This window comes from Citrobacter sp. KTE30, from assembly GCF_000398825.1.
Lineage (GTDB): Bacteria > Pseudomonadota > Gammaproteobacteria > Enterobacterales > Enterobacteriaceae > Citrobacter > Citrobacter freundii.
Genome location: NZ_KB976055.1, coordinates 2,909,619 through 2,934,772 on the forward strand (window position 1 = coordinate 2,909,619; position 25,154 = coordinate 2,934,772).

At 51.7% G+C, this 25,154-nt stretch carries 24 protein-coding genes; 11 read left to right on the forward strand and 13 right to left on the reverse strand.

The window, feature by feature from the left end:
- Positions 1–56: 56 nt before the first annotated feature.
- Positions 57–1,766 carry a D-lactate dehydrogenase gene (dld, locus tag WC1_RS09095; protein ID WP_003027361.1) on the forward strand — a complete coding sequence of 570 codons (1,710 nt, stop codon included), beginning with the start codon at positions 57–59 and terminating at the stop codon, positions 1,764–1,766.
- A 64-nt stretch (positions 1,767–1,830) separates the two neighbouring features.
- Here the strand turns inward: dld and pbpG are convergent, their stop codons facing one another.
- Both pbpG and WC1_RS09085 read right to left on the reverse strand, forming a co-directional pair.
- Positions 1,831–2,778: a D-alanyl-D-alanine endopeptidase gene (gene pbpG / locus WC1_RS09090; protein WP_003027363.1), complete on the reverse strand. Its 948-nt coding sequence runs from the start codon at positions 2,776–2,778 to the stop codon at positions 1,831–1,833.
- 180 nt (positions 2,779–2,958) lie between these two features.
- Entirely contained in the window at positions 2,959–3,546 is a 588-nt protein-coding gene (locus WC1_RS09085; protein ID WP_003840142.1) for a Yip1 family protein, read from the reverse strand.
- A 242-nt stretch (positions 3,547–3,788) separates the two neighbouring features.
- Between WC1_RS09085 and WC1_RS09080 the strand changes: the two genes are divergently transcribed.
- Entirely contained in the window at positions 3,789–4,358 is a 570-nt protein-coding gene (locus tag WC1_RS09080; RefSeq protein WP_016150646.1) for a DedA family protein, read from the forward strand.
- 37 nt (positions 4,359–4,395) lie between these two features.
- Here WC1_RS09080 and mdtQ read toward each other — a convergent pair whose 3' ends face one another.
- Entirely contained in the window at positions 4,396–5,835 is a 1,440-nt protein-coding gene (gene mdtQ, locus WC1_RS09075; protein ID WP_016150647.1) for a multidrug resistance outer membrane protein MdtQ, read from the reverse strand.
- A 169-nt stretch (positions 5,836–6,004) separates the two neighbouring features.
- On the opposite strand from mdtQ, the gene WC1_RS09070 reads away from it, so the two are divergent.
- The gene (locus WC1_RS09070) at positions 6,005–6,739 is read left to right on the forward strand and encodes a class I SAM-dependent methyltransferase (RefSeq protein ID WP_016150648.1); all 735 of its coding nucleotides are present in this window, start codon (positions 6,005–6,007) and stop codon (positions 6,737–6,739) included.
- A 222-nt stretch (positions 6,740–6,961) separates the two neighbouring features.
- On the opposite strand, the gene dusC is transcribed toward WC1_RS09070, so the two are convergent.
- From dusC to WC1_RS09040, 6 genes are all read right to left on the reverse strand, one after another.
- Positions 6,962–7,900, reverse strand: coding sequence for a tRNA dihydrouridine(16) synthase DusC (dusC, locus tag WC1_RS09065; RefSeq protein ID WP_016150649.1), 939 nt, complete (start codon positions 7,898–7,900; stop codon positions 6,962–6,964).
- 61 nt (positions 7,901–7,961) lie between these two features.
- Complete coding sequence (locus WC1_RS09060; protein ID WP_003840133.1) at positions 7,962–9,155, reverse strand: 3-hydroxybenzoate 6-monooxygenase; 1,194 nt, start codon at positions 9,153–9,155, stop codon at positions 7,962–7,964.
- A gap of 14 nt (positions 9,156–9,169) precedes the next feature.
- Positions 9,170–9,814, reverse strand: a complete 645-nt coding sequence (gene maiA, locus WC1_RS09055; RefSeq protein WP_016150650.1) for a maleylacetoacetate isomerase — start codon at positions 9,812–9,814, stop codon at positions 9,170–9,172.
- 8 nt (positions 9,815–9,822) lie between these two features.
- Positions 9,823–10,524 carry a fumarylacetoacetate hydrolase family protein gene (locus WC1_RS09050; RefSeq protein WP_016150651.1) on the reverse strand — a complete coding sequence of 234 codons (702 nt, stop codon included), beginning with the start codon at positions 10,522–10,524 and terminating at the stop codon, positions 9,823–9,825.
- A gap of 15 nt (positions 10,525–10,539) precedes the next feature.
- Positions 10,540–11,577, reverse strand: coding sequence for a gentisate 1,2-dioxygenase (gtdA, locus tag WC1_RS09045; protein WP_003840127.1), 1,038 nt, complete (start codon positions 11,575–11,577; stop codon positions 10,540–10,542).
- Positions 11,578–11,588: 11 nt separating this feature from the next.
- Positions 11,589–12,947, reverse strand: coding sequence for a 3-hydroxybenzoate transporter MhbT (locus WC1_RS09040; RefSeq protein WP_003027377.1), 1,359 nt, complete (start codon positions 12,945–12,947; stop codon positions 11,589–11,591).
- A 126-nt stretch (positions 12,948–13,073) separates the two neighbouring features.
- On the opposite strand from WC1_RS09040, the gene WC1_RS09035 reads away from it, so the two are divergent.
- The 8 genes from WC1_RS09035 (at position 13,074) to preA (ending at position 20,038) form a co-directional block, all read left to right on the forward strand.
- Positions 13,074–13,982: a LysR substrate-binding domain-containing protein gene (locus WC1_RS09035; protein WP_003840122.1), complete on the forward strand. Its 909-nt coding sequence runs from the start codon at positions 13,074–13,076 to the stop codon at positions 13,980–13,982.
- A 131-nt stretch (positions 13,983–14,113) separates the two neighbouring features.
- Entirely contained in the window at positions 14,114–14,512 is a 399-nt protein-coding gene (locus WC1_RS09030) for a CidA/LrgA family protein (protein ID WP_003027379.1), read from the forward strand.
- Positions 14,509–15,204, forward strand: a complete 696-nt coding sequence (locus WC1_RS09025) for a CidB/LrgB family autolysis modulator (RefSeq protein ID WP_003027380.1) — start codon at positions 14,509–14,511, stop codon at positions 15,202–15,204. Before WC1_RS09030 ends, WC1_RS09025 begins: the two co-directional genes overlap by 4 nt.
- A 148-nt stretch (positions 15,205–15,352) precedes the next feature.
- Positions 15,353–16,237 (forward strand): cytidine deaminase, encoded by an 885-nt coding sequence (gene cdd, locus WC1_RS09020; protein ID WP_003027381.1) that lies wholly within the window; start codon positions 15,353–15,355, stop codon positions 16,235–16,237.
- 135 nt (positions 16,238–16,372) lie between these two features.
- Complete coding sequence (gene sanA, locus WC1_RS09015; protein ID WP_003027383.1) at positions 16,373–17,092, forward strand: outer membrane permeability protein SanA; 720 nt, start codon at positions 16,373–16,375, stop codon at positions 17,090–17,092.
- A 2-nt stretch (positions 17,093–17,094) separates the two neighbouring features.
- Entirely contained in the window at positions 17,095–17,334 is a 240-nt protein-coding gene (locus tag WC1_RS09010) for a DUF2542 family protein (protein ID WP_003027385.1), read from the forward strand.
- A 233-nt stretch (positions 17,335–17,567) separates the two neighbouring features.
- A complete protein-coding gene (locus WC1_RS09005) occupies positions 17,568–18,809 on the forward strand; it encodes an NAD(P)-dependent oxidoreductase (protein ID WP_016150652.1) in 1,242 nt (413 codons plus the stop codon).
- Positions 18,803–20,038, forward strand: coding sequence for an NAD-dependent dihydropyrimidine dehydrogenase subunit PreA (gene preA / locus WC1_RS09000; RefSeq protein ID WP_016150653.1), 1,236 nt, complete (start codon positions 18,803–18,805; stop codon positions 20,036–20,038). Before WC1_RS09005 ends, preA begins: the two co-directional genes overlap by 7 nt.
- A 57-nt stretch (positions 20,039–20,095) precedes the next feature.
- On the opposite strand, the gene mglC is transcribed toward preA, so the two are convergent.
- From mglC to galS, 4 genes are all read right to left on the reverse strand, one after another.
- Positions 20,096–21,106 carry a galactose/methyl galactoside ABC transporter permease MglC gene (gene mglC / locus WC1_RS08995; RefSeq protein ID WP_003027393.1) on the reverse strand — a complete coding sequence of 337 codons (1,011 nt, stop codon included), beginning with the start codon at positions 21,104–21,106 and terminating at the stop codon, positions 20,096–20,098.
- Positions 21,107–21,121: 15 nt separating this feature from the next.
- On the reverse strand, positions 21,122–22,642 hold the full coding sequence (mglA, locus tag WC1_RS08990; RefSeq protein ID WP_003027396.1) for a galactose/methyl galactoside ABC transporter ATP-binding protein MglA: 1,521 nt from the start codon (positions 22,640–22,642) through the stop codon (positions 21,122–21,124).
- A 71-nt stretch (positions 22,643–22,713) separates the two neighbouring features.
- On the reverse strand, positions 22,714–23,712 hold the full coding sequence (gene mglB, locus WC1_RS08985) for a galactose/glucose ABC transporter substrate-binding protein MglB (protein ID WP_003027399.1): 999 nt from the start codon (positions 23,710–23,712) through the stop codon (positions 22,714–22,716).
- Between the two features lie 292 nt (positions 23,713–24,004).
- A complete protein-coding gene (galS, locus tag WC1_RS08980; RefSeq protein ID WP_003027402.1) occupies positions 24,005–25,030 on the reverse strand; it encodes an HTH-type transcriptional regulator GalS in 1,026 nt (341 codons plus the stop codon).
- Between the last annotated feature and the right edge of the window lie 124 nt (positions 25,031–25,154).

The window sequence follows — 25,154 nt, forward strand, 5'->3', positions numbered from 1 at the left end:
TCATACAAAGCGCTATGCTTGTTCCTGATATTGAGTCCCACCACAAGGAGTGGAGAATGTCTTCCATTACAACAGATAATAAAGCTTTCCTGAATGAACTGACCCGTCTGGTTGGTCATTCTCACCTGCTCACTGAACCTGCTAAAACGGCCCGCTATCGCAAGGGATTCCGCTCCGGCCAGGGCGAAGCGCTCGCCGTTGTGTTCCCCGGCTCGCTTTTAGAGCTGTGGCGCGTTCTCAATGCTTGCGTCGCCGCAGATAAAATTATCCTGATGCAGGCCGCCAATACCGGCCTGACCGAAGGCTCTACGCCGAGCGGAAATGATTACGACCGCGAAATTGTCATTATCAGCACCCTGCGCCTGGATAAACTGCACGTCATCGGCAAAGGCGAACAAGTGCTGGCTTATCCCGGTACAACGTTGTATTCGCTGGAAAAGGCGCTCAAACCGTTTGGCCGTGAGCCGCATTCTGTGATCGGGTCATCCTGTATTGGCGCTTCGGTAATTGGCGGCATTTGCAACAACTCCGGCGGCTCGCTGGTACAGCGCGGCCCGGCATATACCGAGATGTCGCTGTTTGCGCGTATTGACGAACAAGGTAAATTGCAGCTGGTCAACCATCTGGGTATCGAGCTGGGCCAGACCCCGGAACAGATCCTGAGCAAACTTGATGACGAGCGGATTAAAGATGACGATGTCCGCCACGACGGGCGACACGCGCACGATCACGACTATGTCACCCGCGTCAGAGATATTGAGGCGGACACGCCCGCCCGCTATAACGCCGACCCGGATCGCTTGTTTGAATCATCCGGTTGTGCAGGTAAGCTCGCGGTTTTCGCCGTGCGTCTGGACACCTTCGAAGCCGAAAAAAATCAGCAGGTCTTTTACATCGGTACCAATCAGCCTGAAGTGCTGACAGAAATCCGCCGTCATATTCTGGCAAAATTTGAGCACCTGCCGGTCGCCGGTGAATATATGCACCGCGATATTTACGACATCGCCGAGCAATATGGCAAAGATACGTTTCTAATGATCGACAAGCTCGGCACCGACAAAATGCCGTTCTTTTTCACCCTGAAAGGTCGCACCGATGCGATGCTGGAAAAAGTGAAAATTTTCCGTCCGCATTTCACCGACCGGGCAATGCAGAAATTTGGTCATTTGTTCCCCAGTCACTTACCGGCACGCATGAAAAGCTGGCGCGATAAGTACGAGCATCACCTGCTGTTAAAAATGGCTGGCGGCGGCGTGGCTGAAGCGCAAAACTGGCTCAGCGAATATTTCAAAACCGCTGAAGGCGACTTCTTTGCCTGTACCCCAGAAGAAGGCAGTAAGGCGTTTTTGCATCGCTTTGCGGCTGCTGGCGCGGCGATTCGTTATCAGGCCGTACATGCCGATGAAGTAGAAGATATTCTGGCGCTGGATATCGCGCTGCGTCGTAACGACACCGAATGGTATGAGCATCTGCCGCCAGAAATCGACAGTCAACTGGTGCATAAGCTCTATTACGGTCACTTTATGTGCTATGTATTCCATCAGGATTACATCGTGAAAAAAGGCGTGGATGCACATGCGCTGAAAGAGCAGATGCTGGAGCTTCTGCACGAACGCGGAGCACAGTATCCGGCAGAGCATAACGTCGGACATCTGTATAAAGCACCGGAAACATTAACCCGTTTTTACCGCGAGAATGACCCCACCAACAGTATGAATCCGGGTATTGGTAAAACGAGTAAGCAAAAGTTCTGGAAAGAATCGTAGGCCCGATAAGCGTAAGCGCCATCGGGCACGTTGCCGGGGGCGCTTCGCTTGGCCAACCTACGGTTTAATCGTTCTGCGCGGTTTGCTCACCCGTAGCTGAACCTGCCGCCGCCATCTGCGCCGCTTTTTGCTTTTTGTAGCTCAGCGCTGCTGCCGGAACCGGCATCACCTTGCCGGTTTCAATCCAGGTGCGTAAACGGCTGGCATCGGCAAAGTGGGTATATTTACCGAACGCATCCATCACCACCAGCGCCACCGGTTTGTTATTGATCACGGTGCGCATCACCAGACAGTGGCCCGCCGCATTGGTAAATCCGGTTTTGGTTAACTGAATATTCCAGTTATCGCGGTATACCAGATGGTTGGTGTTACGGAATGGCAGCGTATAAGCCGGGTTGGCAAAGGTCGCCATATCTTCACGCGTAGTGCTTAACTGGCCAATCAGCGGATACTGCTTGCTGGCGATCAGCAGCTTGGTTAAATCACGAGCTGTCGAGACGTTATGAATCGATAAGCCGGTTGGTTCCACAAAGCGTGTCTGAGTCATGCCGAGCGCTTTCGCTTTGGCATTCATGGCTTTAATAAACGCGTTATAACCGCCAGGGTAATGGTGCGCCAGACTGGCTGCCGCACGGTTTTCTGACGACATCAGCGCCAGCAGCAGCATGTCTTTACGGCTAATTTCACTGTTCAGTCGCACACGAGAGTAGATGCCTTTCATTTCCGGTGTCTGACTGATATCAACTTTCAGTTTCTCATCCAACGGCAGTCGTGCATCAAGCACCACCATCGCGGTCATTAACTTGGTAATCGACGCAATCGGACGCACAAGGTCCGGGTGGTTCGAATAGATAACTTTGTTGGTATTCAGATCAACAATCATCGCGCTACCGGACGCTATCTCAGGTTGAGAAGCCGCTGCGGTAGTTGCCGTTTTCGCCACGGCTTGGGGTGCAAAAGGAACGGCCAGCACCAGGGCAAGGCTTAATAATGAAACTCGGAATTTCAGCATGATGAGATTTCTGATAATGGTTCACGCACGTCACAACGCACACCGCCAGAGACTAAGTATTATCTCAAGCTAGCTCAGGCATCATAGCGATCCGGCAGGTTTGCCGCCACAGGAGAATCGTCTCGAAATGCTGCGTTGCTGACTTTTACGTCAACAACGCAGCGCAGACAGGTTTATCCGTCAGAATAATCGGTAGCCGTAACCCCACAGAATTACCGTAATAGCCAGCAGAACTTCCAGTACCAGCACACCGATCGCCAGCGTCGAACTGGAAAAACTTAACCCTTCCTCGCGTGTGATATTCAGGAACGTAGGTATACCGAGATAAAGTAAATAGCCGGTGTAAAACAACGCGATGGTCCCCACCAATGCGCACAGCCAGACCAGCGGATAAAGTGCGACCAGTCCGCTTAAAAACAGAGGCGTCGCGACATATCCTGCAAAAACCATACAATGCGCCAGCGACGGGCGCTGCGGGTAATTACGCGCCATCCACCAGATAACCCGCCCCATAACGGCGACGCCCGCCAGCATCACCCCGTAAAACAGAATTGCCATCGCAAATCCGGTCAACAGAGATAGCTTCAGAATATTGCCATCGCCAAAATTCCAGCCGATTTGCGTGGTGCCGATAAATGCGCAAACCACCGGGATTGCCGCCATCAGCAGTACATGGTGGGTATAGTGATGCGAAACGCTTTCGTTTTCGCTGTTGATCACGTGCATTTCACGATCGGGATGGGAAAACAGCCCCCAGACATGGTTCATACCGCCCCCTTGTTGTCAGCTCCGGACCTCAACACTTCAAGTATAATTCAGCTTTTGATTATTTTATGTACACAGAAAAAATACCGAAGCGCCGGGTAAAAAGTTTGTTCAGGCGTAGGCATGATAAGCGAAGCGCCATCAGGCATTGGAGAGCTGAGCGACCTTAAGCGCTACTACGCGGCTTTTCCGGCATCAAATAATCATAGGGTGTATGCTATTAGCAGTGGAGGTCATACAATCGTATGGATATAAATCATTATGTTGCGCAATACGGCTATGCTGCGTTAATCATCGGCAGTCTGGCGGAAGGCGAAACCATTACCCTGTTAGGCGGCGTTGCGGCGCATCAGGGCGTCCTGAAATTTCCCCTGGTGGTACTCTCGGTCGCGCTGGGCGGGATGATTGGCGATCAGTTGCTTTATTTACTCGGACGTCGTTTTGGCGGCAAAATTTTGCAGCGTTTCTCGCGCCACCAGGCGAAAATTGATTACGCACAGAAGATGATCCAGCGACGTCCTTACCTGTTTGTGGTCGGTACGCGCTTTATGTACGGCTTTCGCGTTATTGGTCCCTTACTGATTGGCGCCAGTCACCTGCCGCCGAAGATCTTTTTACCGCTAAATATTCTTGGCGCGTTTGTCTGGGCATCGTTATTTACTACTCTGGGCTACATCGGTGGTGAAGTGATAGCGCCGTGGCTGCACAGCCTTGACCAGCATATCAAGCATGGCATCTGGCTGGTGCTGGTTATCGGGATTGTCGCGGGCGTCCGCTGGTGGATGAAACGGCGAAGCACGCGTAAAGCGCAATGAAGATGGCCCGACAGCGGAACACCGTCGGGCCGATTAATCAGGACGCGTGATAACCGCCGCCCAGCGCACTGGTCAACTGAATTGAGGCATCCAGCCATTGGCCTTGCAAAAGCAGACCGTTGCACTGCTCACGTAATGCCGGGATCTTTGCCTCGCTGACCCTGGAGCCCGCAATAATACCCGCATTAAAGCGTGCCTGAGCCAGCCCCACTACGCGCTGAGCGTCATGTTCAATCTGCTGCTGATGCTGATTTTTCTGCGCTAATGTTTCTACCTGCGATGCGGCACGTGCCACGTCATTCACCGCATCCACCACCGCTTTGTTGTAATTCGCCACCGTCAGATTGCTTTGCGCTTTCGTAATATCGAGATTCGCGTTCAGCCTGCCTCTGTCAAAGATAGGCAGTGTCAGCCCGGCGGTTACGCCCATTTGCTGCGCGGAATGGCGGAACAGGTCACTCAGATGTAACGCATCCTGTTGTAAAAATGCCATCAGATTCACATCGGGATAAAACGCCGCTTTCGCCGCATCAATGCTGCTCAGCGATGATTCAATGTACCAGTGCGCCGCCTGTAAATCCGGGCGACGGGCCAGTAGCGAGTAACCCAATTGTGACGGGAGCTGGCTTTCGACCGCGGGCAGTGGGGTCGAATGGAGCTTCAGGGCAGTGGACTGGGCATTGGTCAGCGCGCTCAGCCGTGCTTCAATCACCTTCATTTTACCGCTGACATCATTCAACTGCTGCTCTGTTTTGCTGGAATCAATATCAGTTTCAACGCCTTCCACTGAAGAAGTTAGACCGTTTTGATACAGCTGACGATCGACGGTTATCACATTTTGCTGCTCGTTTTCGATTTGCGTCAGTACAGTTTTCAGCGCCGCCTGCGTCTGCCATTCCCAGTAAAGGCGGGAGACACCGCTCGCCAGCAACTGCCGGGTTTGCTCGCGCTCAGCCTCACGTGCCTTAACGGCCCCAATGCGCGCCGTCACTTCAGCCCGATTTTTACCCCACAGATCCAGATTCCAGCCAGCAGTTAAACCAAAGGTTCCGTTGGTGTACCACGGTCCTGTTGTTCCGGCGGCCGGATCGGTAATGGCAAACGGTCCCATCAGCCCCTCAGCTGACATTCTCTGACGCTCAACGTCTGCGGAGAAGTCGATCTCCGGGCCATCCTGTGCTTCCACAGCCTTAGCTTGCGCCTCCGCCAGTTGAATGCGCTGTTCCGCTACCTGCATATCAGGAGAATTTCGCAACGTGCTGTCAATCAACGCATTAAGTTGTGGGTCGTGATATGCCCTCCACCACTGGCTGTCCGGCCAGCCATTTTTTAACGCGGCAGGCAATGTGGTATCGACATTCGCAGCAGGGGTCTGCTGTGACAGAGACTGGCGGTCATCATGCATAGGCGCACAGTCTGTCATCAGAACAAAAAGCGGCAACAATGCCGTGGTGATAAACACAGAATTACGATTCATGGAGATATACAGGTAAGAAAAGATGTGCAGAGATTACGACTTGTCGCTTTTGCTTTTTTAGTTACGCGTGGCAATACATCTTTGGCAATAAAAATATAAAATCAGAAAAATATACACCTCGCGAATAATATAGGTTAAATAGTTTTAATAATTAATGGATGGAGATTTTATGTCACAGAATATCTATGACGATCCTGAGTTCTTTGCCGGATATGCCACGCTGGATCGTTCAGTAAAGGGGCTCGACGGCGCGCCAGAATGGCCGACAATACAAGCGATGCTCCCCTCTCTTCAAGGCAAAAACATTCTTGATTTGGGCTGTGGATATGGCTGGTTTTGCCGCTACGCACGCGATAATCAGGCTGCCAGTGTAGTGGGACTGGATATTTCACAAAAAATGTTAACTCAGGCGCACAGTATGACGCAGGGTAATGGCATCGTTTATCAGCGTGAAGATCTCGAAACGCTTACCTTGCCCCCAAATTCCTTTGATCTGGTTTATAGCTCGCTTGCCCTGCACTATTTGCACGATATAGAACGATTATTCGTAACCATTTACCAGTCATTAACACCGGGAGGCATGTTGGTTTTCTCTGCTGAGCATCCAATTTATACCGCACCGCTTAACCAGGGCTGGATCAAAGATAAAACCGGGCAACTCTCCTGGCCGATTAATCATTATCAGCAGGAAGGTGAGCGCATCAGTAACTGGTTTGCTGAGGGCGTCAAAAAACAGCATCGTAAGCTGGCGACCTGGATTAATGCGCTGATTGGGGCCGGATTCGACATCGTTTGTGTCGATGAGTGGGGACCTTCCGCGCAACAGATTGCTGAAAACCCAGCGTTAGATGAAGAAAAAGAGCGGCCGATGGTGTTTCTGCTCAGCGCACGTAAACCAGCATAACAGCGCCTCCAGGCAGAATGATTAATACTTTCCTATACTCAATCTGAACTTACCAAAAAAAGGAAAGTTAATGAAAATTCTGCTGTGGGTTATTCTGATTATTTTTCTGATTGGACTGTTGGTGGTAACAGGCGTGTTTAAGATGATTTTTTGATATTGCTGCCTATCAGCCAGTCCGGATAAGGCATTAGCATTTAATCCGGTCTGGCGCATCAGCTGTGTTCAAAGGGTAATAGCCTGAATCGCACGCGCGATATCCGGCGAATTGTTTAACGCACGAATTTCCTGAAACAGCGCGGTTGCCTCTGAATATTCTTTTCGCAGATACCCTAACCACTGCTTAATCCGCGCTACATGATACAGCCCGGTGTCCCCCTGCTTTTCAAGACGGGTATATTTTTGCAACAGCGTCACGACATCAGGCCACGGCATACGCGGCTCGTTGTATTTCACCACGCGGCTCAGGTTTGGAATATTTAATGCGCCACGTCCGATCATCACCGCATCGCATCCGCTGATGGCCATACAATCCTGGGCGCTCTGCCAGTCCCAGATTTCGCCATTCGCGATAACCGGAATAGTCAGTCGCTGGCGGATCTCGCCAATCGCCTGCCAGTTAATATGTTCTGCCTTATAGCCCTGTTCCTTGGTTCGACCATGCACCGCCAGTTCGCTGGCGCCAGCCTGCTGCACGGCATCGGCAATTTCAAACTGCCGATCGCTGTTATCCCAGCCCAGACGCACTTTCACCGTCACCGGGAGATGAGCCGGGACCGCCTCGCGCATAGCTTTTGCGCCCCGGTAGATAAGCTCAGGATCTTTCAGTAACGTTGCGCCACCGCCGCTGCCATTCACCAGCTTCGACGGACAACCACAGTTCAGATCGACACCGTACGATCCCAGTTCTACCGCACGCGCGGCATTCTCCGCCAGCCATTGCGGGTACTGCCCCAACAGCTGAATGCGAACCAACGTGCCGGATGGCGTCCGGCTGTTGTTATGCAGTTCCGGGCAGAGTCGATGAAATACTTTTGCCGGCAGGAGCTGATCCACCACGCGCACAAACTCGGTGATGCACAGATCGTAATCATTCACTTCAGTCAGCAGCTCGCGCACCAGTGAGTCGAGCACGCCTTCCATCGGCGCCAGTAAAACACGCATATCGTCACCCGTAAAAAAAGAGGCGCTATGGTAGCGCCTCCGTTCGGGAGATTAAAGAGGCTCAGCGTGGTAGCAGGCAGTTATCTTCTTTCCAGCCGTATAACCATTCCATACCGCGATAAAATTCCGCCTGCGATTTGTCTTTCCACAACAGATTACGCACCTGACGCTCGACGCCTGCGGCATGGTAGACGCGTCCCATTTCGCGCGTTGACCAGACGATGCGTGCGGTACGCGGAATACGCACCGACTCATACAGCGCAAAGGCATCAGCCGCATCGCCGTCACACTGCTGTAACGCTTTACCTAGCGTGACAGCATCTTCCAGCGCCATACAGGCTCCTTGCGCCATATATTGCGCCACCGGGTGCGCGGCATCTCCCACCAGCGTGATGCGGTCGGTTCCCCATTTCTCTACCGGCTCACGATCGGCGGTTGACCAGCGCCGCCATGACGTCGGTTTATCCAGCATCTGACGGGGGCGTGGATGAATACCCGCAAAATAGGAGAGCACTTCCTCTTTGCTACCATCCTTCACCCCCCACTCCTCCTGCTGACGACTGTGGAAGGTCACCACCAGGTTGTACTGTTTGCCGCCGCGCAGTGGATAGTGTACCAGATGACAATGCGGTCCGGCCCACAATACCGGCGCGTTAATGCGCAAATCTTCCGGCATATCATCGCAATCAATCACGGCGCGATAGACCACGTGCCCGGTAACCCGTGGAGCATCGCCAATCAGAGACTGACGAACAACCGATTTTACACCGTCACAGCCCACCAGAATATCCGCCGTCCAGTTGTTGCCGTGCTCGTCAAATACCGTCACGTCATTCTCTGTCTGGCGAATATCAACCACGTTAGTTGACGTGCGATACTCAACGTTAGGATGCACCAGCGCCGCTTCCCAAACGCTGGCGTGAATATCAACTCGATGGATAACCGCATAAGGACCGCCAAAGTGATCGCGGAACGCCTGCCCGGTTTCAATCCGTACTACCTCTTTCGCATTTACCGCATCCATCATCGTGATGTGGTCGGTAAAAACGGCGCGTTGACGGGCAACTTCCCCCACACCAAGGCTGTCCAGAGCAGAGAATGCATTCGGCCCGAGCTGAATACCTGCGCCAATTTCACCAATCTCGTGCGCTTTCTCCAGCAACATCACTTTAATGCCCTGACGGGCCAGCGATAGCGCGGTCGCCGCGCCGCCAATCCCGCCACCCACGATAATTGCGCGTGTCACTTTAGCCATTGTCGTTCTCCTTATCAGGCTGGAATTTTGTCTTGTTGATTCTCGGGCGCGGCGGCGATAAACGCCGGAAGTTGAGTACAGGCATCATATACCGCCTGACAGCGCGGATATCCGCTCAGATCGCAACCCATCCGCAACGCGTTTGCCCACTGCGGGATCAGACAACAATCCGCCAGCGTCGGTGCGTCCCCCACGCAAAACGTCCCCGAGTGACTCTGGCGCAGCATTTGTTCCACCGCGCTTAACCCTTGCTGGATCCAGTGCGCATACCAGCGTTTTTTATCTTCTTCACTGACCTTTAACTCTTCGCTCAGGTAGCGCAGCACCCGCATGTTATTCACGGGGTGGATATCACAGGCGATGGCATAAACAATTTCCAGCACCTTACTGCGCGTCGGGAAGTCAGCAGGCAGCAGCGGCGACTGCGGAAAGTGGCCATCCAGCCAGTCGGTTATCGCCAGAGACTGTCCGAGCGATTCGCCATCATCGGTGACCAGCGTTGGCACCAGCCCCAACGGGTTCATCCGCCGGTATGCCAGTTCGTTCTGCTGACCAATGCGAATATTGACGCCCACCGTCTGGTAATCGAGCCCCTTCAGCGCCAGCGCAATGCGTACACGATATGACGCGGAGCTATTAAAGAAACTGTACAGCTTCATTATCCACCTCAGACAATCTTCACGGCGATGGGGGTTAAACCGTCTACGTTTCCGGTGATCACATCCCCTTTCACTACCGCCCCTACGCCTTCGGGTGTACCGGTGTAGATCAGATCGCCTGGCTGCAGTTCGAAAAAGCCTGACAGATAGCTGATGGTTTCATTCACAGACCAGATGAGGTGGCGAATATCGCTACGCTGGTGATCGTCGCCGTTGACCTGCAACCAGATTGGCGCATGGTTAACATCCACACTTTCGCTGGCTTTATGCAACGGCGCGATGGGCGCGGAGAGATCAAACGCTTTGCCGATTTCCCATGGACGCCCCATCTGACGCATCTCCATCTGCCGGTCACGGCGGGTCATATCCAGACCGGTGGCATAGCCCCAGATATATTCGTGCGCTTTTTCCAGCGGAATATCGCTGCCCTTTTTACCAATCGCCACCACCAGCTCTATCTCATAGTGATAGTTATCGGTCTGCGATGGGTACGGCAGTTCAAGGATCTGACCAGCTGCCACCGGGACTATCGCATCAGCAGGTTTACAGAAGAAGAACGGGGGTTCGCGATCCGGATCAAAGCCCATTTCACGCGCATGAGCGGCATAGTTACGGCCCACACAATAAACGCGGCGTACGGGAAATTGTTCATCACTACCAACCACCGGAACGGTAACAGGCGCTTGTGGTTCGAATACATATTGCGTCATTTTCTCTCTCCCAAATTAATAGCGTGCTTCACGGAACAGCCCCAGCGCTTCCTGAACCGGTCTGTCCGAAAAACTGAATAAGACGGTATCTTCGTGGGTCTGGAACGACACGCCGTGCCAGGTCGGCACCACAAAAATATCTTTTGGCGAAAAGTTGAAGGTCTCGTTACCGATGGTGACCTGCCCACTTCCTTCCACCACGTGATAGATAGTGCTGTCAGTGGTACGCGCCATTCGTGAGGAAAAGCCCTGCGGCAACAGTTGCAGGAAGGTTCCCATCGAAGGCATGGGATAACCGCCGGTTACCGGGTTGACGTAACGCATCTTGTAACCGTCCCACTCATCGGCGTCGCCCATACGGGTCAGGTCATGTAGCGCTTCACGGCTGCGATCGTAGCGATAGTTAAAAATCGGCGATGAGTTACCCTTCTGATGGCGCAGCGGCAGCATATTGGCCGCGTAGCGCGGTAAGTAATCCCCTTCCTGGCGCGTGACCGGCTGCTGATCTTCCGGGTAGTCTTCCGCAAAGCCGCAGCCCAGCAGGTTCACCAACGGCAGATCCAGACCGTCCAGCCACACCACCGGTTCACTGCCCGGGTTGCCGTGATCGTGCCAGCGCCACTGCGGCGTCAGAATAAAATCGCCTTCATGCATCTGGGTGCGCTCGCCATCCACAGCGGTAAATGCCCCTTTCCCTTCGACAATAAAGCGCAGCGCAGACTGGTTGTGGCGGTGACTCGGCGCAACCTCGCCCGGCATAATTAACTGCAATCCTGCGTACAGCGTTGGGGTGATTGAAGACTGTCCGCGCAACATTGGGTTTTCCAGCACCAGCACGCGGCGAATCGCCTCTTTCGCGCCAATCAGATCGCCACTTTCTAACAGCAGAGGGCGGATCTCCTGATAGTTCCAGTACGCAGGCGCGCAATGTGCGTTCGGTGTTGGCGGCACCAGGCGGTGCAGCGACTCCCACAGCGGGGTCAGATTCTGCCCGGAAATATGCTGGTAAAACTGCTGACGGCTGTTCTTAACATCCTGATTCAGTTCAGACATAGGGATTCTCCTTATTCATTCACAACACCTGCGCGAGGCAGAGTATTTGAGGCAGAGGCCGACTGGCGGATAACAACCGTCAGCAGCGTAAGCATCACCGCGCTGATGGCCGCCGGGACGGCAATAATGAAAAACAGGTTATCGAATGAGAAATTCATCGCCATCATCACGCCGCCAGAAAGCGAGCCGACAATCGCGCCGCAGCGCCCCACCGCATTAGACCAGCTGACGCCCGTCGCCCGGCTTTGTGTCGGATATAGCGTGGCGGTTAACGCATTTAGACCAACCTGAGAACCGCTGATACCAATGCCGGTGCCAAAAATAGCCAGAGCCATCAACCACAGACCGTTCTCGCTCAGGCCAATCATGACGATGCACACTGCGCCCAGTGCATAACTCACGGCCAGCACGCGGAAAGGATTGTATTTATCCATCAGCACGCCCAGCGCCAGCGCCCCCAGCGTTCCTCCAATCTGGAAGGCGGCAGTTACCCATGAGGCATGCTGCAGATCAATTCCACGATGGTTTAACAGCGTTGGCATCCAACTGGAGAGCAGATAAATAATCAGCAAGCTCATAAAGAACACTACCCATAGCATCAGGGTAATAGGCAGCTGTCGCCCGACGAACAGCTGGCGAATGCTTCCTTTAGCAATCGCGGTGCCCTCGTTGAGATAAAAATGGGTAGTGTCATAACGTTCCCGGGTGATGGCGCTAACGGTTCTGGCAATCACGTTTTGCGGCAGTTGGCGACGAACCTGCCAGCGCGGGGATTCTGGAAGCGCAAACAGCAGAGCCACAAACAGCATGAGTGGTAGAACGCCTCCCAGCACCAGAATGCCGTGCCAGCCAATGACCGGCACCAGTTGCGCGCTCACAATTCCACCCATCGCCGACCCCAGGGTAAATCCACAAAACATCATGGTCACCAGCGCGCCACGCCGCCGCGCTGGCAGGTACTCTGACGTCATGGTGATGGTATTTGGCATCGCGCCGCCCAGACCTAACCCGGTAAGAAAGCGCAAAATAACCAACGTTTGTAGATCGGGAGAAAAAGCCGAAATCAGGCTCAGGGCGCCGAACAGCGCCACGCAGAGTTCAATCACCCGTTTGCGGCCAAAACGGTCAGACAATGGGCCGCAGAGCAATGCGCCAGCGGTTAGCCCCAACAGGCCTGCGCCAAACAACGGCGCCAGATCGCCGGCAGTCAGCTGCCAGTGAGTACGAATGTCGGGAGCGATAAAGCCAATAGCTGCGGTATCAAATCCGTCGAGCATGACGACCAGAAAACAGCAAATGATAACGCGCCACTGGGTCTTACCGACGGGAGCGGAATCGATCAGTGCTTGTAGATCACGTTGATGAGTCATAGTGAATGCCTCAGTGCAGGTAGAGTAGATGTCTGTTTTGTTTTAGGTATGTTGCGACTTTGTATGTTTGGAGATGAAATGTACAATGGCTTTTCATGCAGAGGCATAACCTGGAGGTTATAGCAAATGGCAAACTGGGCGCAGAAACTTAAGTTGCAACACCTGCAAACGCTTATCGCGCTGGGCGAACAGGGAAATCTGACTCACGTCGCACGGATGATGAATATCACCCAGCCAGCGTTGTCAAAATGGTTATCACAGCTCGAAGATGAGATTGGCATCACCCTCTTTGAACGTCATAGCAAAGGCTTGCGTCCTTCCGAAGGCGGCAAACTGCTACTGCAGCATGCCCAACGCCTGCTCAATGATATGGAACGTTCGCAATATGAAATCGCCCGTTTTAAGCAAGGCGGCCTGGTGGGAAGTCTGAAGATTGGCTGCTCACCCGTGGCGACCGACTGCGTTTCACTGGCAATACTGGGTTTGCTCAAAGAGTTGCCAACCCTGAACCTTAATATCGAAGAGAAAGTGATGACCCCGCTGCTGCACGATCTGCTCGCGGGTTCGGTGGATGTCGTCGTCGGTCGCGTCGGTGGCCGGGCGCTTCAGTTGCCGCTCAATTACCAGGTGCTGTATACCGAGCCGGTCTGTTTCGTCGCCCGTCCCGATCATCCCTTGGCAAAATATCCCTTGCTCACCTGGCACGATCTGGCGAACTGGCGCTGGATTGTCTGGCCAACAGGAACCCCTATCCGGATAAGCATTGATAACGCGCTGGTTGATAACGGCGTCATGTTGCCGGAAAACATCATTGAATCGGCGTCGATCAACGTCAGTACCAACCTGCTGCAAAGTAGCGATATGATCTCTATTCTTTCTTTGCGTCTGGCACAACGGTATGCCGCCCAGGGACAGCTGGCTATTCTGAATCTGCCGAAGATTGAACAAAAAGGCAGCGTCGGCGTCTTCTGGCGCAACAACGAAACACCTACTACCGCCCTGAATCGTTTTTTGTATTATCTGGCACAGGCTTAGCGCGGAGAGTTAGGGCCATCGCCCGATGTTCCAGATATCTATTTCCTCTATGCTTAGAATTCATGATGTGATCGGTAGCACGTTTTTAAGTTTAATTGTATGATGAATCAGTCTCGTCAAGGGTTTCAACTATGAGCAAAGCACTGAACGTTATCTGGCAATATTTGCGCGCATTCGTCCTGATTTATGCCTGCCTCTACGCAGGTATTTTTCTTGCGTCGCTACTTCCTATCACCATTCCGGGCAGCATTATCGGCATGCTGATTCTGTTTGTCTTACTGGCTTTGCAGGTGTTACCGGCAAAATGGGTTAACCCTGGCTGCTACGTGCTGATTCGTTATATGGCCCTGCTGTTTGTCCCGATTGGCGTGGGGATCATGCAGTACTTTGACCTGCTCCGCGCACAATTTGGTCCGGTAGTGGTGTCCTGTACCATCAGTACGCTGGTCGTTTTCCTGGTGGTGAGCTGGAGCTCGCACATTGTGCACGGTGAACGCAAAATCGTTGGGCAAAAAGGGTCTAAAGAATGATGTCGTATATCTGGTGGTCGTTACCTCTTACGCTGGCGGTATTTTTTGGCGCACGTAAGCTGGCTGCACGATTTAAAATGCCGCTATTGAACCCGCTGCTGGTTGCCATGGTGGTGATTATTCCCATTCTGCTGCTGACCGGCATTCCCTACGATCACTATTTCAAAGGCAGCGAAGTACTGAACGATTTACTGCAACCTGCCGTGGTCGCGCTGGCCTATCCGTTATACGAACAGCTGCACCAAATTCGCGCCCGCTGGAAATCAATCATTGCTATCTGTTTTGCCGGGAGCGTTGTGGCAATGGTAACAGGTACAACAATCGCTTTGTTGATGGGCGCATCACCGCAAATTGCCGCGTCTATCATGCCAAAATCGGTCACCACGCCTATCGCTATGGCCGTGGGAGGCAGTATTGGCGGCATTCCGGCTATCAGCGCCGTATGCGTTATTTTTGTCGGTATCCTCGGGGCAGTATTTGGTCATACGTTGCTTAATGCGATGCGCATTCGCACCAAGGCCGCTCGGGGGCTGGCAATGGGCACCGCGTCGCACGCCCTGGGTACCGCACGCTGTGCAGAACTGGACTACCAGGAAGGCGCGTTTAGTTCTCTGGCGCTGGTTATTTGCGGCATTATCACCTCGTTGGTTGCCCCATTCCTGTTCCCGATTATTCTGGCGGTGGTGGGTTAACCTTCATTTTTTAGCTATTTATTTGCGATGCGTTGCACATTTTTCATTTAAGTTTCATAAGTTGCATATGTAATGGGATTTAGATCACATATAAAGCCATAACAGGTCCGTAAACTACGATTCCATTACATTGTTATGAGGCATCGCCATGCATCCACGTTTTCAAACTGCTTTTGCCCAACTCGCGGATAACTTGCAATCAGCCCTGGCCCCTGTTCTGGCGGATGCGCATTTCCCCGCCATGCTGACTGCTGAGCAGGTCTCTTTGCTGAAACGCGAATCGGGACTGGACGAAGACGCGCTGGCATTCGCTCTGCTGCCGCTGGCTGCGGCCTGCGCGCGTACTCCACTGTCCAATTTCAACGTTGGGGCTATTTCTCGCGGCATCAGCGGCAACTGGTACTTCGGTGGGAACATGGAGTTCCTGGGCGCGACCATGCAGCAAACTGTTCATGCCGAGCAAAGCGCTATCAGCCACGCCTGGCTGCGCGGTGAAAAAGGGCTCGCCGCCATCACCGTCAACTACACGCCGTGCGGCCACTGTCGCCAGTTTATGAATGAACTAAACAGCGGACTGGATTTACGTATTCATCTGCCGGGACGTGCGCCACACGTACTACGCGATTACCTGCCAGATGCCTTCGGCCCGAAGGATCTGGAGATTAAAACGCTGCTGATGGACGATCAGGATCACGGCTTCGCACTGCAGGGCGATGCGTTAACCCAGGCAGCAATCACCGCTGCCAACAGATGTCATATGCCGTACAGCAAATCCCCAAGCGGCGTGGCGCTGGAGTGTAAAGATGGTCGTATTTTTAGCGGCAGCTATGCTGAAAATGCTGCTTTTAACCCAACCCTGCCACCACTGCAAGGCGCGTTGAACCTGTTGAATCTGAACGGTTATGATTATCCAGATATCCAACGCGCCGTGCTGGCTGAAAAAGCCGATGCGCCGTTAATTCAGTGGGATGCGACATCTGCCACGCTGAAAGCACTGGGCTGCGACAATATAGAGCGCGTGCTACTCGACTAAGTCACTGTTGCCCGATGGCGTAACGCCATCGGGCAACAGTGACTAAAATCCCCTCAATCAGATTGCTGTTTCTTGCGCTACGTCTTCGGGTAAAGTAGCCTGATTGAAATTCCATCCAAATAACGAGTTTTCTGCATGTTAAAGCGCGTGTTTTACAGCCTGTTAGTCCTGCTAGGCTTGCTGCTTTTGACTGTGCTTGGACTCGATCGGTGGATGAGCTGGAAGACTGCTCCCTACATTTACGACGAACTGCAGGATTTACCCTACCGCCAGGTAGGTGTGGTTCTGGGCACGGCGAAGTATTACCGCACCGGCGTCATCAATCAGTATTACCGCTACCGTATTCAGGGCGCATTGAACGCCTATAACAGCGGGAAGGTAAACTATCTGCTGTTAAGCGGCGACAACGCGCAGCAAAGCTACAACGAACCCATGACGATGCGTAAAGATCTGATTGCCGCAGGCGTCGATCCCGCTGACATCGTGCTTGATTACGCCGGGTTCCGAACGCTCGACTCCATCGTGCGTACCCGTAAGGTGTTCGATACCAACGATTTCATCATTATTACCCAGCGATTCCACTGTGAACGTGCCTTGTTTATTGCGCTCCATATGGGTATCCAGGCCCAGTGCTACGCCGTACCTTCGCCAAAAGATATGCTCACCGTGCGGGTACGTGAATTTGGCGCCCGTTTTGGCGCACTTGCCGATCTCTACATTTTTAAACGTGAACCCCGCTTTTTAGGCCCACTGGTCCCTATCCCTACCATGCATCAGGTACCGGACGATGCACAGGGATATCCGGCAGTCACGCCTGAACAACTGCTCGAATTACAAAAGAAACAAGGAAAATAAGCATGGATGTACAAACCCTTTTCGTCGTGTTGGCCTTTCTGCTCATTCCCGTGTTTTGTTTTCGTGAAGCCTGGAAAGGCTGGCGCTCGGGAGCCGTAGATAAAATTAAAAAGAATGCGCGCGAACCGGTTTTCGCTTATCGCAATCAAGAGCCGCTGCAATTTTGGTCTTACGTACTGGTTTATGCTGGATGCGGGTGCTTATCCTTCGGTATGGTTATTTACTTAGTTTTTTATCGATAACGCATTTGCCTTTATATTAGCGTTTGAGAATAGCTAATATTTTGATAATAGTTACCATTTCAAGATAAGGGATTAATGCTGCCCGTCAGCATTTCCCTCAAACTATCTTCTATTTGTGAATCCTTTCACAGAATACTCTTCCTGCAGTGCTTAGCCTTAAGAATAGCCTTTCACTTTTTATATTTTGTTATTAACGGTTTGCCTTAATTTACTCAAGCATTAAGGAAGAAAATATGCCACAACAAAATTATCTGGATGAGCTCACGCCTGCTTTTACCCCATTATTAGCAATAAAAGAGGCTTCCCGCTGTTTATTATGTCACGATGCCCCCTGTAGTCAGGATTGCCCGGCGCAAACCGACCCGGGGAAATTTATTCGCTCCATTTATTTCCGTAATTTTAAAGGCGCAGCCGAAACTATCCGCGAAAATAATGCGCTCGGTGCGGTGTGCGCTCGAGTTTGCCCAACCGAAAAATTATGCCAGCGCGGGTGTACGCGTTCAGGAATTGATAAACCTATCGATATTGCGCGTCTGCAGCGCTTTATTACCGATTTTGAACAGCAGACCGCGATGAAAATCTATCAACCGGCAACAAAAACGCTGGGCAAGGTCGCCATTATCGGTGCAGGTCCGGCAGGATTACAGGCCAGCGTAACGCTGAGCAATCTTGGTTATGACGTAACCATCTTCGAAAAACAGGCTCAGCCAGGCGGCTGGTTGCGCTATGGCATCCCAGAGTTTCGTTTGCCACATTCGGTTTTGGATCATGAAATTGCCCGTATCGTTGAAATGGGCGTGACCATCAAGTGCAATTGTGAAGTCGGCAATGCCCTTTCCGTTGAGCAACTCAAAGCAGAATATCGCGCCGTACTGGTTACCCCAGGTATGTCTTACGGCTCAACATTGCCTCTTTTTGAGAAAGCGAATCACGTTGAAATTGCCGTCGATTTTCTGCAACGCGCCCGACAAGCCAGCGGCGATATTACCGTCGCCAAAAGTGTATTGATCATCGGCGGTGGCGATGTGGCGATGGATGTCGCCAGTACGTTGAAACTGCTGGGCTGCCCGTCAGTCACCTGTGTCGCGCGTGAAGAACTGGCTGATTTTCCGGCCAGCGATAAAGAATTCAGCAGCACCCAGGCATTAGGCGTGTCGATTATTGACGGTTTCACGCCCGTGGCGGTAAGCGGAAATCAAGTTACCTTTAAGCACGTACGCCTGCCAGGCGAACTCATGCTAGAAGCCGAGCACATTATTCTTGCCGTCGGTCAACACGCTCAGCTTGATAATTTCGCCACGTTAAAGCCACAGCGCAATCTAATCAATACGCAAAACTACCAAACCGCCGATCCGGTTCTGTTTGCTGCAGGCGATATTGTTGAAGGCGATAAAACGGTCGTTTACGCCGTGAAAACCGGAAAAGAAGCCGCTCAGGCCATTCATCACTATTTAGAGGGAGCTTGCTCATGTTAACGAAAGATCTTTCTATTACCTTTTGCGGCGTCAAATTTCCCAACCCGTTCTGCCTCTCTTCCTCTCCGGTGGGCAACTGCTATGAAATGTGCGCCAAAGCCTATGATAGCGGTTGGGGCGGCATTGTTTTTAAAACGATCGGGTTCTTTATTGCGAATGAAGTCTCCCCGCGCTTTGACCATCTCAGCAAAGAAGATACGGGCTTTATTGGCTTCAAAAACATGGAGCAAATTGCCGAGCATCCGCTGGAGGAGAATCTGGCTGCTATTCGGCGACTGAAACAAGACTACCCGGATAAGGTCCTGATTGCGTCGATCATGGGGGAAAATGAGCAGCAATGGCAGGAACTGGCCCGCCTGGTTGAAGAAGCGGGTGCAGATATGATCGAGTGTAACTTCTCCTGCCCGCAAATGACCTCGCATGCTATGGGCAGCGATGTAGGACAAAGCCCTGAGCTGGTTGAAAAATACTGTAGGGCGGTTAAACGCGGTTCGTCCCTGCCAATGCTGGCTAAAATGACACCAAATATTGGTGATATGTGTGAGGTGGCGCTGGCGGCAAAACGCGGAGGAGCCGACGGTATCGCGACCATCAATACGGTTAAATCCATCACTAATATCGACCTGAACAGGAAAATCGGGATGCCGGTCGTCAACGGTAAATCCAGTATTTCCGGCTACTCCGGCAAGGCCGTTAAACCTATCGCCCTGCGATTTATCCAACAACTACGCATGCACCCTGAACTGCGGGATTTTCCGATTAGCGGCATTGGAGGAATTGAGACCTGGGAAGATGCCGCCGAGTTTTTACTGTTAGGCGCGGCCACGCTGCAGGTGACCACCGGGATCATGCAGTATGGATATCGGATTGTGGAAGACATGATCAGCGGGCTGTCACATTACCTCGCCGATCAAGGGTTTGACTCACTGGAGGAGATGGTGGGTCTGGCCAATGCCAATATCATCCCCGCCGAGGAGCTTGACCGTAGCTACATTGTCTATCCGAACATCCATCTTGATAAATGCGTCGGCTGTGGTCGTTGCTACATCTCCTGCTATGACGGCGGGCATCAGGCGATGGAATGGAATGAGGAAACCCGTACACCGCACTGCAATACAGAAAAATGTGTGGGATGTTTATTGTGCGGTCACGTTTGCCCGGTAGCCTGTATTGATCTGGGCGAGGTGAAATTTAAACCCGGAGAGAAAGAACATGCGTTAACGTTGTAACGCGGATAAAAAAGCCCGGTGCAGGTTGCGCTGCTCCGGGCTTTTTACATTGTACGATTACTTCTTACGCGCGTACTTCAGTGAGTCCAGCGCGACCGCGAAGATGATAATGCCGCCCTTGATAATATACTGCCAGTAAGGGTTTACGCCGATGTAGGTCAGACCGTAGTTGATGACGGTGAAGATAATCACACCGGTCACCACGCCAAACACGGTACCTACCCCGCCGCTGAACGACACGCCACCAACCACGCACGCCGCAATCGCATCCAGCTCATACATAAAGCCGAGGTTGTTGGTCGCCGAGCCGATACGCCCGGCTTCCAACAAACCACCGAAGGCATAGAACACGCCAGACAACGCATAGATAATCAACAGGTTCAGCGCAACGTTTACCCCAGACACTTTCGCAGCTTCCGGGTTTCCGCCGATGGCGAAAATGTTTTTACCGAAGCGGGTCTTGTTCCACAGCACCCACACAAAGGCCACGGCAATCAGCGCGTAGAAGGTGATGTAGGAGAGTCGGAAACTGCCCAGTGCAATAAAGCCCTGTGCAAAGGTTGAAAATCCGCTGTCAAAGCCAGAGATTGGCGATGCGCCGACGAAGTCGTAGTACAGGGAGTTGATCCCGTAAACGATAATCATCGTACCCAGGGTGGTAATAAACGGCGTCACGTTCAGGTAAGCAATGATAATACCGTTCACCAGACCGATAATGGCACCAATCACGCAGACAATCAGCACCACTACAATGATCGGCATCGTCGCCATTTCCGGGAACACCTTGTTGGCATTCTCCATCGACTGCAACAAAGTCGCTGCCACCACTGCCGCCAGGCCAACCTGACGCCCCGCCGACAGGTCGGTCCCTTGGGTAACAATCAGTCCAGCCACACCCAATGCGATAATAATACGCACCGAGGATTGCGTGAGAATATTACTCAGGTTCAGTAAGCTTAAGAAAGTGGGATCCTGGAAAATAATAATCGCCAGCAAAACCAAAAGAACAACGTAAATTCCGCCTTCTTTCAGGTAAGTAAGAAAACTTTTCTTATTTAACGCACTCATGAGGAGCCCCTAATCTTAAAGGTGCAAAGACGCAAGACGGAGGATTTCGTTTTGCGTTGTTGTTTTAGTGTCAACAATTCCGGCAACGAGACCATTGCTCATCACCAGAATACGATCGGTAATACCCAGCAGCTCCGGCATTTCAGAGGAAATAATAATAATCCCCTTATCCTTTTTCGCGAGTTCGGCAATTAACTGGTAAATTTCAAATTTCGCGCCAACATCGATTCCACGCGTCGGTTCATCCAGCATCAGAATTTCTGGCTGCGTTAATAACCAACGACCAATAACCACCTTTTGCTGATTACCGCCAGAAAGTGAACCAATTTGCGTACGATGGCCCGGTGTTTTCACCCTCATGGAGTCAATTACCCACTGGGTGTCACTCTTCATGCGGGAATTATCCAACAGCCCGACTTTGTTTTTGTAATTTTGGATATTAGAAATTAACGAGTTAAAACCAATGTCCAGATACGCATAAATACCGGTTGAGCGGCGCTCTTCCGTGACCAGCGCAAAACCATGGTTGATGGCTTCATTTGCACTGTGGTTATTAATCTTTTTGCCATGTAGCGTAATCGTACCCGATGATTTCTCACGAATACCAAAAAGCGTTTCAACAATATCCGTGCGTTTTGCGCCGACCAGACCGGCAATCCCGAGAATTTCCCCTTTGTGTAAATCAAACGAGATATCACGAATCGACGGCTGACGCAGCGAGGTCAGGTTACGCACTTGCAGAATGACTTCACCAGGTTTGTTTTCTTTATCCGGAAAACGTTGGTTCAGTGAACGCCCAACCATCATGGCGATGATCTTATCCATATCCAGCCCTTCCAGCGGCTGGGTCGCAATCCACTGGCCGTCGCGTAGTACGGTAATTTCATCACACAGCTGGAAGATTTCTTCCATTTTGTGAGAAATATAAACAATACCGCATCCACGCTCTTTCAGCTTACGGATGATAGTGAACAGATGATTAACTTCTTTCTCGGTTAACGATGACGTTGGTTCATCCATGATGACGATTTTGGCGTCATAGGAGAACGCCTTCGCAATTTCAATCATCTGCATTTGTGAAACGGATAATGTGCCGACGCGCGCACGCGGATCGATATCAATATCCAGTTCATCAAATATCGCTTTGGTATCGCGGTACATTTTTTCCTGATCGACAAACATGCCTTTGGTGGGATAGCGTCCCAGCCACATGTTGTCCATCACAGAGCGTTGTAATACCAGGTTTAATTCCTGGTGTACCATCGAAATACCATTCTCAAGCGCTTCCTTAGCAGAATGAAAGTCGATTTCTTTACCCTGAAATAAAATACTGCCGGAATCTTTTTGATAGATGCCGAAAAGACATTTCAATAATGTTGATTTCCCCGCGCCATTCTCCCCCATTAAGGCGTGAATAGAATGCGGGCGGACTTTTAAATTGACATTATCAAGCGCCTTAACGCCGGGGAAGGACTTGTTGATGCCGGTCATTTCCAACAAGTATTCGCCTGACGACTGAGTATGTGTGCTGACCATAATTATACCTTGTTGGCCTTGCAGAGTGCGTTATTAAGGGCGCAATGAAATTGCGCCCACAGACGGAGTATTTACTTATTGGTGAACTCGGCCAGATTATCTTTATCGACACCTACGTACGGAACGCGAACAATCTTGTTCTCAATTTTCCAGTTAGTGCCATCTGCCGCACCTTTGCCATCAGCCAGGTTTTTCGCCAGATCAAAGGTGGCTTTCGCCTGGTTATTAGCATCGTTCAGCACGGTACCGGCCATAGCGCCAGATTTCACCAGCGCCAGTGCTTCAGGCAGGGCATCCACGCCAAATACCGGTACGCTGGTTTTATTGTGTGCCTTCAACGCTTCAACTGCGCCCATTGCCATCGCATCGTTGTTGGCGATAACCACTTCAATTTTGTTCGCGTTCGGACCGGACATCCACGCATCCATCTTATCTTTCGCCTGAGCGGTATCCCACATTGCAGTATCTAACTGCAGTTGCTCAGTTTTAATGCCTTTGTCGTTCAGCTCTTTAATCACGTAAGTAGTACGTGCTTCAGCATCCGGGTGTCCCGGTTCGCCTTTCAGCAGAACAAACTGAATTTTGCCGTCTTTGTTCAGGTCCCAGTTCGGGTTAGCTGCCCAGTGTTTGGCAATCAAATCACCCTGAATAATACCGGACTCTTTAGAGTCAGTACCGACGTAATACGCTTTGTCATAGCTGTCCAGCGCCTTGCGAGAAGGTTCTTTGTTGAAGAACACGATCGGTACGTTCTGTCCGCGTGCTTTTTCAATGACCGTGCCTGCAGCTGCCGGGTCAACCAGGTTAATCGCCAGTGCTTTAACGCCTTTTGCCAGCAGCACGTCGATCTGATCGTTTTGTTTGGACTGGTCGTTCTGCGAGTCGTTCATCAGCAGTTGTACATCTGGCGCCGCTTTGGCATCTTTTTCAATAGCCTTACGTACCACTGACATAAAGTTATCGTCATACTTATAGATAGTCACACCAATACGGGTATCAGCAGCGTGCGCAGCCGCGCCGAATAACATGCTTGCCATTACAGCAGACAGGGTCAACACCTTCTTATTCATGGTATCTCCGGTTTTATTATGCAGGGTAGTACTTGAGATAAATGCTCGGCAGGCAGAACGTTACTGAAGTGTTACTGAACGCCGAAGCTCACTTTTAAAAATATTTCTTCCGTGTCTGGCAACGCTCCCAAAACAGGCTTTAATTATCGTTTAAGGCAGCTATACCTCGATGAAAGTGATTATTCACCGCTACATAGTAGTTACAGCGCAACAAACAGTGTCATCATAGCTATCGCATTGTTAATATACTGTGAATTTACTCACATATTGAAAGCGGTTACATCGCGCTGCGTTATAAGTTAGTGATCGGTGCCGCATTCTGCCGCAGCGCCACTGAATGGCGACGTACCAGCGTCGGCATAAAGCAATGCGTCGCCTGCGGATCCAACGTGCCAGCCGCGCCCTGTAGTGCAAGCTCCGTCGCCATTTTTGCCATAGAGGCAATGGGATAGCGCACGGTGGTTAGCTGCGGATCGGTGTAACGCGCGATGGGAATATCATCGAAGCCAATGATTGAAAGGTGTAATGGAATAGCGATACCGTTATCTTTTAGCGCGGTCAGCGCGCCAGCGGCCATATTGTCGTTATAAGCGAAGACTGCCGTCAGTTGTAAATTGCGCCCCAGCAGTTCCACCATCGCAGACTCTCCGCCCTGCATATCGGGCGAACCGGTGCCGACCCAGCTTTCTGCCGCAACAATCCCCTGCTCTTTCAGAGCAGTTAACCACCCTTCTTTGCGCATGGTGTCATCTTCAATGCGATGGCTTGATGCCAGATAACCGATGCGTTGATGACCATTATTCAGCAACATACGGGTCGCCATTTTAGCGCCGCTGATGTTATCCAGGCAGACGCAACGGTGGGCGTAACCCGGTACCAGGCGATTGATAAGCACCATGCCGGGAATTTGATCCATAAACTCGGCCAGTTCCCGATCGCTCAGTGCTTTAGAGTGTACAATCAATGCGTTACAGCGTTGGCGAATCAACACCTCAATGGCATGACGTTCTTTTTCCGCCTCATGGTAGCTGTTGCCAATCAGGACATACTTCTGATGCTGTTGGGCAACCATATCCACGGCTTTTACCAGCGCGCCAAAAAACGCATCTGATACATCCATGACGACAACACCAATCGTGTCGCTTACCTGCGTCGCCAGCGCTTGTGCGTTGGCATTAGGTCGATAGCCAAGCTGAGTGACTGCTTTCATTACCGCTTCACGCGTATCGGGACTCACCAGCGCACTGTTGTTCAGTACGCGGGAAACGGTCGCTACAGAAACGCCAGACTGCCGTGCCACATCACGAATGGTTACCATATTCACTGCCCTGTTTTAGATTGCGGCTGCCCACAGACACCCCAGGCTGGGTATTTTGTCAGCACAATGAAACGGACTGCGTGAGTGATGTCACAGGAATGAAAGCGCTTACATCCATTTTGTT

Coding starts and splice junctions, on each gene's coding strand:
- sanA (WP_003027383.1), top strand. CDS start 16,373: ATGTTAAAGCGCGTGTTTTACAGCCTGTTAGTCCTGCTAGGCTTGCTG.
- maiA (WP_016150650.1), bottom strand. CDS start 9,814: ATGAAGCTGTACAGTTTCTTTAATAGCTCCGCGTCATATCGTGTACGC.
- dusC (WP_016150649.1), bottom strand. CDS start 7,900: ATGCGTGTTTTACTGGCGCCGATGGAAGGCGTGCTCGACTCACTGGTG.
- WC1_RS09050 (WP_016150651.1), bottom strand. CDS start 10,524: ATGACGCAATATGTATTCGAACCACAAGCGCCTGTTACCGTTCCGGTG.
- cdd (WP_003027381.1), top strand. CDS start 15,353: ATGCATCCACGTTTTCAAACTGCTTTTGCCCAACTCGCGGATAACTTG.
- WC1_RS09060 (WP_003840133.1), bottom strand. CDS start 9,155: ATGGCTAAAGTGACACGCGCAATTATCGTGGGTGGCGGGATTGGCGGC.
- preA (WP_016150653.1), top strand. CDS start 18,803: ATGTTAACGAAAGATCTTTCTATTACCTTTTGCGGCGTCAAATTTCCC.
- dld (WP_003027361.1), top strand. CDS start 57: ATGTCTTCCATTACAACAGATAATAAAGCTTTCCTGAATGAACTGACC.
- pbpG (WP_003027363.1), bottom strand. CDS start 2,778: ATGCTGAAATTCCGAGTTTCATTATTAAGCCTTGCCCTGGTGCTGGCC.
- gtdA (WP_003840127.1), bottom strand. CDS start 11,577: ATGTCTGAACTGAATCAGGATGTTAAGAACAGCCGTCAGCAGTTTTAC.
- mdtQ (WP_016150647.1), bottom strand. CDS start 5,835: ATGAATCGTAATTCTGTGTTTATCACCACGGCATTGTTGCCGCTTTTT.
- WC1_RS09040 (WP_003027377.1), bottom strand. CDS start 12,947: ATGACTCATCAACGTGATCTACAAGCACTGATCGATTCCGCTCCCGTC.
- mglC (WP_003027393.1), bottom strand. CDS start 21,106: ATGAGTGCGTTAAATAAGAAAAGTTTTCTTACTTACCTGAAAGAAGGC.
- mglA (WP_003027396.1), bottom strand. CDS start 22,642: ATGGTCAGCACACATACTCAGTCGTCAGGCGAATACTTGTTGGAAATG.
- WC1_RS09010 (WP_003027385.1), top strand. CDS start 17,095: ATGGATGTACAAACCCTTTTCGTCGTGTTGGCCTTTCTGCTCATTCCC.
- WC1_RS09035 (WP_003840122.1), top strand. CDS start 13,074: ATGGCAAACTGGGCGCAGAAACTTAAGTTGCAACACCTGCAAACGCTT.
- galS (WP_003027402.1), bottom strand. CDS start 25,030: ATGGTAACCATTCGTGATGTGGCACGGCAGTCTGGCGTTTCTGTAGCG.
- WC1_RS09005 (WP_016150652.1), top strand. CDS start 17,568: ATGCCACAACAAAATTATCTGGATGAGCTCACGCCTGCTTTTACCCCA.
- WC1_RS09025 (WP_003027380.1), top strand. CDS start 14,509: ATGATGTCGTATATCTGGTGGTCGTTACCTCTTACGCTGGCGGTATTT.
- WC1_RS09080 (WP_016150646.1), top strand. CDS start 3,789: ATGGATATAAATCATTATGTTGCGCAATACGGCTATGCTGCGTTAATC.
- WC1_RS09085 (WP_003840142.1), bottom strand. CDS start 3,546: ATGAACCATGTCTGGGGGCTGTTTTCCCATCCCGATCGTGAAATGCAC.
- mglB (WP_003027399.1), bottom strand. CDS start 23,712: ATGAATAAGAAGGTGTTGACCCTGTCTGCTGTAATGGCAAGCATGTTA.
- WC1_RS09030 (WP_003027379.1), top strand. CDS start 14,114: ATGAGCAAAGCACTGAACGTTATCTGGCAATATTTGCGCGCATTCGTC.
- WC1_RS09070 (WP_016150648.1), top strand. CDS start 6,005: ATGTCACAGAATATCTATGACGATCCTGAGTTCTTTGCCGGATATGCC.